This is a genomic window from Flavobacterium sp., assembly GCF_027482425.1.
Classification (GTDB): Bacteria; Bacteroidota; Bacteroidia; order Flavobacteriales; family Flavobacteriaceae; genus Flavobacterium.
Map to the genome: position 1 here is coordinate 1 of NZ_JAIXWA010000063.1, position 9,596 is coordinate 9,596.

Below are 9,596 nucleotides of genomic sequence, written 5' to 3' on the forward strand. Positions count from 1 at the left end.
TACACGGCACTCCTTTCGGCTAATGATACGGGAGAAAAACCAAAAGACGGCGCTTTGTTGGTAGCATCGTATGGAAAAGGAACGTATATTTACACGGGGTTAAGCTTTTTCCGAGAGCTCCCAGAAGGAGTTCCAGGGGCTTATCGATTATTGGCCAATTTAATTTCGGCCGGAAAATAAATGCATATGAAATCAGACAATGAATCCCGCTGGACCAATCGATACACATGGCTGTTGGTTATTAACGCTGTGTATATCTTGATTTTCTTTTTACTCATGCAAAATTACTCCTAGATGCAGCAAATCGATTGGATTATTTTATCGGTCACACTACTTACCATTGTGGTGTATGGGGTATACAAAACCCAAGGAAGCCGTAATGTCGAGGAATATATTTTGGGCAACAAACAAACCAATTGGTTTACAGTAGGTATTTCGGTGATGGCTACACAAGCCAGTGCGATTACCTTTCTCTCTACACCCGGGCAAGCCTACCACGATGGCATGGGCTTTGTGCAATTTTACTTTGGTTTGCCCATTGCTATGGTGGTCATTTCGCTCACCTTTATTCCCATTTATCACAAATTACGGGTCTATACGGCTTACGAGTACTTGGAACAGCGATTTGATTTAAAAACTCGATCGCTCGCCTCTATTCTCTTTTTGATTCAACGCGGGTTGGGAACGGGATTGACCATTTACGCTCCCTCCATCATTTTATCAACGCTTTTGGGGTGGAATCTAACGTTACTCAACGTCATCATTGGAATCCTTGTTATCATCTATACGTTTTCGGGAGGAACTAAGGCAGTCAATGTCACCCAAAAGCAGCAGATGTTTGTCATCATGAGTGGGATGTTTATTACGTTTTTTCTCATTTTATACATGTTGCCCAACGATATGACCTTTTCCAATGCGTTGCATATCGCAGGTGCCAATGAAAAAATGAATATTGTCGATTTTTCATTTGATCCTGAAACGCGCTATACCATTTGGAGCGGAATTGCGGGTGGATTTTTCTTGAGCTTAGCTTATTTTGGTACCGACCAATCGCAGGTAGGCCGTTATCTTTCGGGGAAATCAGACAAAGAGAGTCAGATGGGCTTGATTATGAATGGGTTTTTGAAGGTTCCCATGCAGTTTTTTATTCTTTTGATTGGCGTCATGGTATTTGTGTTCTTCCAATTTCATGAAGTGCCTCTAAATTTTAACCCTGTCAATAAAGCTGCTATTGAAAAATCGCCTTATGCTGCCCAATACCAGCAGTTGGAAGAGCAACTCAAAGCCCTAACCGAAGAGAAAAAAGAATACAACTTACTGTATATTGACCATCTCAATCAAAATTACGATAACCCCATTTTACGGAATCGTTTGACAGCTATTTCAGGGAAAGAGCGAGACCTTCGTGACCAAGCCAAAGAGTTGATTGCCAAAGCCGACCCAAAAGCGGAAACCAACGATAAAGATTATGTGTTTTTGTACTTTATCTTGAATTACCTTCCGAAAGGACTGATTGGTTTACTGTTGGCCGTAATTCTCTCAGCGGCTATGTCTTCGTCGGCTTCAGGATTGAATGCCTTAGCGTCTACCACGGCAATTGATATCTATAAACGAAATCTAAAAACTGAAAAAAGCGACCGGCATTATGTCATGGCCACCCGTTATTTCACTTTACTTTGGGGCATAATTGCCATCTTATTTGCCTGTGTGGGAACGCTTTTTGAAAACTTGATTCAATTGGTTAACATCGTTGGTTCTATTTTTTATGGCACTGTTTTGGGTATTTTCTTGGTAGGCTTCTATATCCGTTCGATCAAGGCCCATGCGATTTTCTATGGCGCGGTTCTTTGCCAATTATTGATTTTCTACATTTACTATTTGGATGTCGTGAGTTTCTTATGGCTGAATTTTATTGGAGCCATGCTAACCATCACCTTGTCATGGATAATTCAAAAAACACAACCCAAAGCCCCCAATTCAATTGAAACTACCGAAGAAATAACCTTAACTTAGGGAAGTATATAATAATAAATGGCTACAAAATGACTGGCACTTCCTGCCAAAACAAAAAGGTGCCAAATGGGATGATAATAGCGTTTTCGATCGTTGGCATAAAAGTAAATTCCAACCGTGTAAAAGAATCCTCCTAAAGCAATTCCGATGAGCGCTGATAGCGATAGTCGTTCTATCATAGGGTCAAGAGCAATGACACACAGCCAACCCATCAAGGCATACAAGCCAAGGGAAATGCGTTCTTGGTGGCGAAAACGCGAGAATTTGAAACCGAAACCGACGATAGCTAAAGTCCAAATGACGACAAGCAACGTCCAACCCCATACGCCTTGAAGTCCCACCAAAACGACGGGAGTATACGTACCAGCAATAAGAACATAAATACTCAAATGATCCAGGCGCTGTCCCCATTTTTTATGACGCAGACGCCAAACCGCATGGTAAAAGGTTGAAGCTGCATATAACAGTAATAAACTACCACCAAAAATCATCGCAGCAATGGGCGTCAGCCAATCGGAGTACAGCAGACTTTTTTGAAGCAATAAAAGAAGGGCTATACATGACAAAACAGTGCCTATCCCGTGGGTGATGACATTGTACCGTTCTTCATTTTTTCGGTTTTTTCGTGGTTTGGACGTCATATTGCAAAGGTACATCTAAAAAAAAAGCCCCTTGTCGGGGCCTTTTACTTATTTACTCCACTCTTTGATAGAGTCATTATTCATTTTGACATAATCTTCATTTTTCTCTTTTTGGGCACCTGCCAACGACAACTTAGCCGTTTCGATAGCGCCTTTTTTATCGCCTAATTTCGCTTGAATCAAGGACTTTAATCGTAAATACCAAAACGGTGCATCTTCACCTGGTTTTACCATTCCGATGGCTTTGTTGATAAACTCCAACGCCTTGTTGTGGTCAATGTTGGCTTGGTAATAGTACTGCGCTGCAGAGAAATAATCGCCTGCCGTAGGACCCGCCAATACTTTTGTAATACTCGCCATGGCCGCTTTTTTGGAAGGCACTTCAAATTTTAATGCCACAAACGTTTTTTCCCAAGCAATTTCCAACTCCGCCGAATCATTGGTAACATTTCCGATACTTAAGGTCAACGTCTCCACACGACGATCCGTCAAAATCGGTTTGGCATTAGCGCGTAAGGCTACCTCCGATTCTTTAAATTCTTCGGGAGTGCCCCAATTGTCGGTATTCTTGTAAAAAATTATTTCCCAAGTATCCGCTTTAGGCACCGTAAATAAGGCATATTTCCCTTTCGGTAATACCTTACCCTCAATGGTAACATCGTCAGAAAAAGTGATGAGGGAATTATAATTAGCTCCCGTTCTCCATAATTTCCCAAAAGGAACCAAATCCCCAAAAATAGTTCGCCCTTTAGCACTGGGACGCGAATAGTCTAAAGTTACATCGGTTAAACCGACTACTTGTTGCACGGTGGTCTTGGGACTCGGCTGTGGTGTTTTTACTTGCGCTTCAATGGCATAGGTGGCCAACATAAAGGCAACAGCATAGATTAGTTTTTTCATTTGTTCTGTTTTTTAGTATTGTCAAAATTACTAAATCACAGTAGGCAAACTGTTAATTTAAACTTAAATGAATATAATTATTGTTTAACTTATTTTTCTGTTTGTTAAACAAAATATATCTTTACCGAAAATACCAACGTATGAAAATTTACACCCTTAAGTCTAAACAAAAATTGCCCATTTCCTTGGAGCAAGCTTGGGATTTCTTTTCCGACCCTATGAACTTGAACACCATAACGCCCGTCGATATGGGATTCAAGACGCTTTCAGGAGCGGATCGAAAGATGTATCCTGGACAGGTAATTCAATATATTGTGACCCCGCTTTTAGGGATTCCCATGAAATGGGTAACCGAAATTACGCACGTAATCGACAAAGAATATTTTGTCGATGAACAACGTTTCGGTCCTTATGCATTATGGCACCACAAACATTTTTTCAAAGAAATTCCAGGTGGTGTTGAAATGGAAGATATAGTCGATTACAAATTGCCCATGGGCGTTTTGGGACAACTGATGCATCCTGTGTTGGTTCGTCCGCGGTTGGAGCAAATTTTTGCTTACCGCACTAAAAAACTTGTCGAATTATTTGGTGAATATAAATCATAATAATCATGAAAAATATACTACTCATTGGCGGTTCCAAAGGAATTGGACGTGCCTTAGCCCAACAATTGCAATTTGAGACGAACCTTTATGTAGCCTCCCGAAGTGCTGAAGACTTGGGCGATTTAAAGTTGACCCACATCCCATTTGATGCTACACAAAACACTTTGGATACAAGTGCGTTACCTGCCGAACTTCACGGATTGGTTTACTTACCAGGGAGCATCAACTTACGTCCGTTTAGAGGTTTAAAACCCGAAGCCTTTGAGTCCGATTTACAAATCAACTTTTTAGGATTGGTCAAAGTAATGCAAACGGTACTTCCCCAACTCACCGCAGCTTCACAATCGAGTGTCATTGCCTTCAGTTCGGTAGCCGCTACCATGGGAATGCCATTTCACACTTCAGTTGCTGCCGCCAAAGGAGCCATTGAAGGTTTTGCTAAAGCCTTTGCCGCCGAATATGCTCCGAAAATTCGTATGAACGTAATTGCCCCTTCGTTAACGGACACCCCTTTGGCAGACAAATTTTTAAATTCGGAGGAGAAGAAGGAAAAAGCGGCGTTACGTAACCCGATGAAAAAAGTGGGAACGCCTCAGGATATAGCGCAAATGACAGCCTTTTTGTTGAGCGATCAAAGCAATTGGATTACAGGACAAGTATTTGCCGTTGATGGTGGAATGTCTACGCTTTTGATCAATGGATAAGGTATCGGTTTTTTGGTTTCGAAGAGACCTTCGGGTGTTTGACAATGTGGGGCTATTTCATGCGTTGAACAGCGGCCATCCTGTTTTGCCTATTTTTATTTTTGACACCTCAATTCTTTCGCAGCTTCCTCCCCATGATGCGCGGGTGAGTTTTATCCACCAATGTTTGGAACAAATTCAAAGCGCCTTACAAAAAGTAGGTAAATCTTTGGCCGTTTTTCATGGAACACCGGAAGCGGTTTTTACCGATTTGGTAAAGAAGCACGCTATCGATACCGTATATACCAACCACGATTATGAACCCTATGCCCGTAAACGAGACAAGACGTTGCACCAACTCTTTCAAGCGCATAACATTGCTTTTAAAACTTCGAAAGATCAAGTAATTTTTGAAAAAAGTGAAGTGGTTAAAGACGATGGAACGCCTTACGTAGTGTATACGCCATACAGCCGACGTTGGAAAGAACGTTTCAAAACCATTACCTTGACGCATTATCCTTCGGAGACAATGCTAAATCAAGTGGCCGCCCATGATTATCCGTTTTTATCTTTGGAAGACATTGGATTTAAACCTTCTAAGATAACAGTTCGCCCCTATGATATTTCGGCTTCTTTGATTCAAAATTATGAAGCCACTCGCAACTTTCCGGCACTGAATAAGACCTCATTTTTGGGCATCTATTTACGGTTTGGTGCTGTTTCTATTCGACAAATGATTGCCAAAGCGATTGCCGAGAAAAACGAAACCTTTTGGAATGAACTGATTTGGCGCGAATTTTTTATGCAAATTCTATGGCATTTTCCGCACACCGTTCATCAAAGCTTTAAGTCGAAATACGACGAGATTGATTGGGACAACAATACCGATTGGTTTGAAAAATGGTGTCAAGGACAAACGGGCTACCCTATCGTCGATGCTGGGATGCGCGAACTCAATGCGACAGGCCATATGCACAACCGTGTTCGCATGATTACGGCCAGTTTTTTATGCAAACATCTCCTTATCGATTGGCGCTGGGGTGAACGTTATTTTGCCTTAAAACTCCTCGACTACGAACAAGCTAGTAATGTTGGCAATTGGCAATGGGCCGCAGGAAGTGGTGTAGATGCCGCTCCGTATTTTCGTATTTTCAATCCCACGGAGCAGCAAAAAAAATTTGATAAAGATTGGAAATACATTCGCCATTGGGTTCCCGAAGTAGATACTTCAGCGTATACCCAACCCATTGTCGACCATAAAGAAGCCCGTGATCGTTGTTTAAGGGTGTACAAAGCAGCTGTAGGATAACCCAAATGTACACCTTATGAAACTGGTATGGCTTAAACGCGACTTACGCTTGCAGGACCACGAAGCTTTATTTCGTGCTTTAGAAAGCAAGGAAAAAGTCCTTTTGCTGTATATTTTTGAACCCTCCCTACTACAGGATTGCCATTACAGTGTACGCCATTTTGATTTTATCCGACAAAGTTTGCAGGATTTACAACAGGAGCTTCTGCCTTACCATACACAAATATTGGTCGTGGAAGAGGAAGCTACGAGTATATTTCAAAAGCTGATAGACCGGTGTTGCATCACTGGAGTTTATTCGCATCAAGAAACGGGTATCCAACGAACTTTTCACAGGGACATCGCTGTGGCCGAATTGTTGCGCGCTAATGGCATTCCCTGGTTTGAATACGTTACCAATGGTGTCATTCGGGGCTTACGAAACCGACAAACATGGAAAGAAGATTGGTATGATTTTATGGAAAAACCCAGCTTTCCGTTTACAGCCAACGGCCGATCGTTTGTGAAATACGCTGAAATCGAAAAGCTAGAAATTCATTTTAAAATTCCATCCCTAGAAACTCCCTCCGACACCCCTTTTCAAAAAGGCGGGCGTCGAATGGGATTGCGCTACCTGCAATCTTTTTTACAAGAACGGGTTGAAAATTACAGCCGCCATATTTCCAAACCCGAATTGGGACGCAAAGGGTGTAGCCGTTTATCACCCTATATTGCTTGGGGGAACGTATCCATACGGGAAATTTATCAATGGACATGGAACACCCGTCAAAAAGGAAAATTCAAACGTCAAATCGACAATTTCGCCTCCCGTTTGCGCTGGCAAGCCCATTTTATTCAAACATTTGACATGCAATGTTCGATGGAATTTCACCCCGTCAACAAAGGCTATATGCACATTCAACTCCCTGTAAATGAAGCCTATCACGAAGCTTGGTGTACTGGGCAAACTGGAGTTCCTTTGGTCGATGCCTGCATGCGCTGTTTGAATACTACGGGCTACCTTAACTTTCGAATGCGGGCTTTGGTGGTTTCGTTTTACACCCATCATTTGATGCAACCTTGGCAAAATTGCAGTCCCCATCTCGCCCAGCAATTTTTAGATTTTGAACCGGGCATTCATTATCCACAAATCCAAATGCAAGCAGGCGTAACGGGCATAAACATGATTCGCATTTACAATCCAACCAAAAATTCAATCGAGCATGATGCTGAGGGCACGTTTATTCGCAAGTGGGTGCCCGAACTGCGGAATATTCCAGCACCGTTTATTCATGAGCCTTGGAAACTAACGCCCATTGAACAAATGCTCTATCATTTTGAACCGGGCTACGATTATCCTTTTCCGATTGTACCCCTGGAAGAAGCGCAAAAAGCAGCCACTGATTTTTGGTGGGGATTGCGCAAAAAACACGAAGTTCGTATGGATAGTAGTCGTGTTTTGTCCAAACATACCTTCCCTAATCGGGATTAAATACGGGCCGTCATTCTCTCAAAGGTGAGGTCGTCAAAATGTTTGACCACCCAATCGGCTTGACTGTAGTCTTGGTTTTTAGAATGAAAGCTGTCGTAACCAATGCAAAAAACTTCAGCACCTTTGGCCGCCGCAATTCCGTTGGTACTATCTTCTATCACAATACATTCATGGGCTTGGTGTTGCGACAAACGTACCGCCTCTTGAAAAATCGCTGGATGGGGTTTGGATTGCGGAAAATCTTCACCCGAAACAATATGCGTAAAATAAGGAAACAATTGAAAGCGATTGAAAACCCTCTGAATCGTAACTTTGGCCGAGGAAGAAGCTAAAATGAGTTGAATATCATTCGCTTTGAGTTCCTTGATCAAATGTTCTACGCCATCGAGCAGTGTCAAATCTTCTTTGTGGTCAAAAGCGGCGTTGAACAAATCGCGTTTGGCTTGCACTAATTCTTCAACGGATTGGGATAGTTCAAATTTTGTTTTTAGTTTTTGAAAAATATTCTTGGTGGAATTTCCTGTAAATGACGCGTACATTTCGGGTGTAACGGTAATCCCTAATTGGTCAAAAAGTTGGTGATACGCATAATGATGCACGGGTTCGGTATCAACGATCACCCCATCCATATCGAAAATGACGGTTTTTAGCATTAGCTGTATTTGAAGAGTTGGATTAAATAATAAAAAATGGTCCCGAAAAGCGCTACCAAAATGCCTCCAATCACATAAGAGGTTCCCGAAAAATCAGGATGGATTGCCACTTGTACCGTTTGCCATTGGATGGCGGCAAAAATTCCGACCAGAACCACTTTCAAACTGCGCATCATTTGCAAAGCCCAACCGAAGAGTTGCGGCGCATTATCGGTAGTCACCTTAACCGGATAATTGAACCATTCGGGATGACGCCCTAGGAAGGTGAGCAAAACATACAAAGCTGTTCCTACGGCCGTTTCTACGAGAAAAAATACTTTCCCGCCATAGCCATCTGGATTCCCTTGTCCATCAAAATGGATCGCTATCGTTTCGGGCAACTTTGGGTACATGACGAAAGCGTAAATCCAGGAGCACAGCAAAATGAGTAGCGCCAACCCTTCGAACAGTCGATCGGCGGTTGTGGGTGGAACTTGAATTTTGGGTTGTTGTGTCATTATTTTTTCAACAAATAACGTACTACGGTTTCCGCGGCATGGAGTCCGAACAGGCAAGGCATCCATGAATTCGTTCCATAAAACGACTTTTTATAATTGCTCCCGTCGGTGTGTTTTACACTATCATAATCAGGACGTTCGCTGGAATAGACCACTTTAATACCTCCGGAAATTCCTTCCTTTTTAAGGCGTTTCCGAACGTGTTTGGCCAAGGGACAGTAATCGGTTTTGCTGATATCGGTGACTTTTACCTTGGATGCCAAATATTTTCCACCTGCGCCCATATTACTGATTACTTTGACGCCTTTGCGTTTGGCGGCCAATAATAAATTCAATTTGGGGGTCACACTATCGATACAATCTAGGACATAATCAAACTCAGGCGAGACCAATTCAAAGGCCCGCTCTGGTGATAAAAACTCTTTTAAAGGAATCAATTCCAATTCGGGATTAATATCCAACAAACGCGCGGCCATCAGTTCGACTTTGGGCAAACCTACTGTAGAATGCAAGGCGGGTAATTGCCTGTTAATGTTGGTAATATCTACTACGTCTCCATCCACAATAGTCATTTTTCCGACACCGGCACGGGCTAAAAATTCGGCGGCAAACGAACCAACTCCTCCCAAACCGACCACTAATACATTTGCCTTACGCAATTTTTCTAAACCTTCCGTTTTAAATAATAGTTCTGCACGTTCTTGCCAAACAGCCATGTTTATAGAATTATGAGTTATGAATTATAAATGGACTGCAAAAATAAGGAATTGGTAGGAGAAGAAAGAAGAAAGAAGAAAGAAGAAAGAAGAAAGAAGAAAGAA

General features: G+C 42.2%; 11 protein-coding genes. 6 read left to right on the plus strand and 5 right to left on the minus strand.

The window, feature by feature from the left end; translation table 11 throughout:
* Window positions 1-180: hypothetical protein (locus Q0037_RS09215; protein WP_297517422.1), on the plus strand; the 180-nt coding region annotated here is incomplete at its 5' end.
* A gap of 114 nt (window positions 181-294) precedes the next feature.
* Window positions 295-2,013, plus strand: coding sequence for a sodium:solute symporter (locus Q0037_RS09220; protein ID WP_297517424.1), 1,719 nt, complete (start codon window positions 295-297; stop codon window positions 2,011-2,013).
* On the opposite strand, the gene Q0037_RS09225 is transcribed toward Q0037_RS09220, so the two are convergent.
* Window positions 2,010-2,654: a hemolysin III family protein gene (locus Q0037_RS09225; protein WP_297517426.1), complete on the minus strand. Its 645-nt coding sequence runs from the start codon at window positions 2,652-2,654 to the stop codon at window positions 2,010-2,012. The genes Q0037_RS09220 and Q0037_RS09225 overlap by 4 nt on opposite strands.
* A gap of 48 nt (window positions 2,655-2,702) precedes the next feature.
* Entirely contained in the window at window positions 2,703-3,554 is an 852-nt protein-coding gene (locus tag Q0037_RS09230) for a DUF2911 domain-containing protein (protein ID WP_297517428.1), read from the minus strand.
* 140 nt (window positions 3,555-3,694) lie between these two features.
* Here Q0037_RS09230 and Q0037_RS09235 point away from each other — a divergent pair, with 140 nt between their 5' ends.
* The 4 genes from Q0037_RS09235 to Q0037_RS09250 are packed head-to-tail and all read left to right on the plus strand — an operon-like array spanning window position 3,695 to window position 7,625.
* Window positions 3,695-4,162 (plus strand): SRPBCC family protein, encoded by a 468-nt coding sequence (locus Q0037_RS09235; protein ID WP_297517430.1) that lies wholly within the window; start codon window positions 3,695-3,697, stop codon window positions 4,160-4,162.
* A 5-nt stretch (window positions 4,163-4,167) separates the two neighbouring features.
* Window positions 4,168-4,866 carry an SDR family NAD(P)-dependent oxidoreductase gene (locus Q0037_RS09240; RefSeq protein ID WP_367274089.1) on the plus strand — a complete coding sequence of 233 codons (699 nt, stop codon included), beginning with the start codon at window positions 4,168-4,170 and terminating at the stop codon, window positions 4,864-4,866.
* On the plus strand, window positions 4,859-6,154 hold the full coding sequence (locus Q0037_RS09245) for a deoxyribodipyrimidine photo-lyase (protein ID WP_297517432.1): 1,296 nt from the start codon (window positions 4,859-4,861) through the stop codon (window positions 6,152-6,154). The genes Q0037_RS09240 and Q0037_RS09245 overlap by 8 nt, the downstream gene beginning before the upstream one ends.
* Window positions 6,155-6,170: 16 nt before the next feature.
* Window positions 6,171-7,625 carry a deoxyribodipyrimidine photo-lyase gene (locus Q0037_RS09250; RefSeq protein ID WP_297517435.1) on the plus strand — a complete coding sequence of 485 codons (1,455 nt, stop codon included), beginning with the start codon at window positions 6,171-6,173 and terminating at the stop codon, window positions 7,623-7,625.
* Here Q0037_RS09250 and Q0037_RS09255 read toward each other — a convergent pair.
* From Q0037_RS09255 to Q0037_RS09265, 3 genes are read right to left on the minus strand one after another with little or no spacing between them, the layout of a single operon-like run.
* Window positions 7,622-8,278, minus strand: a complete 657-nt coding sequence (locus Q0037_RS09255; RefSeq protein WP_297517437.1) for an HAD family phosphatase — start codon at window positions 8,276-8,278, stop codon at window positions 7,622-7,624. The genes Q0037_RS09250 and Q0037_RS09255 overlap by 4 nt on opposite strands.
* A complete protein-coding gene (locus tag Q0037_RS09260; RefSeq protein ID WP_297517439.1) occupies window positions 8,278-8,775 on the minus strand; it encodes a DUF1648 domain-containing protein in 498 nt (165 codons plus the stop codon). Before Q0037_RS09260 ends, Q0037_RS09255 begins: the two co-directional genes overlap by 1 nt.
* Entirely contained in the window at window positions 8,775-9,491 is a 717-nt protein-coding gene (locus Q0037_RS09265; RefSeq protein ID WP_297517441.1) for a tRNA threonylcarbamoyladenosine dehydratase, read from the minus strand. The genes Q0037_RS09260 and Q0037_RS09265 overlap by 1 nt, the downstream gene beginning before the upstream one ends.
* Window positions 9,492-9,596: the final 105 nt, after the last annotated feature.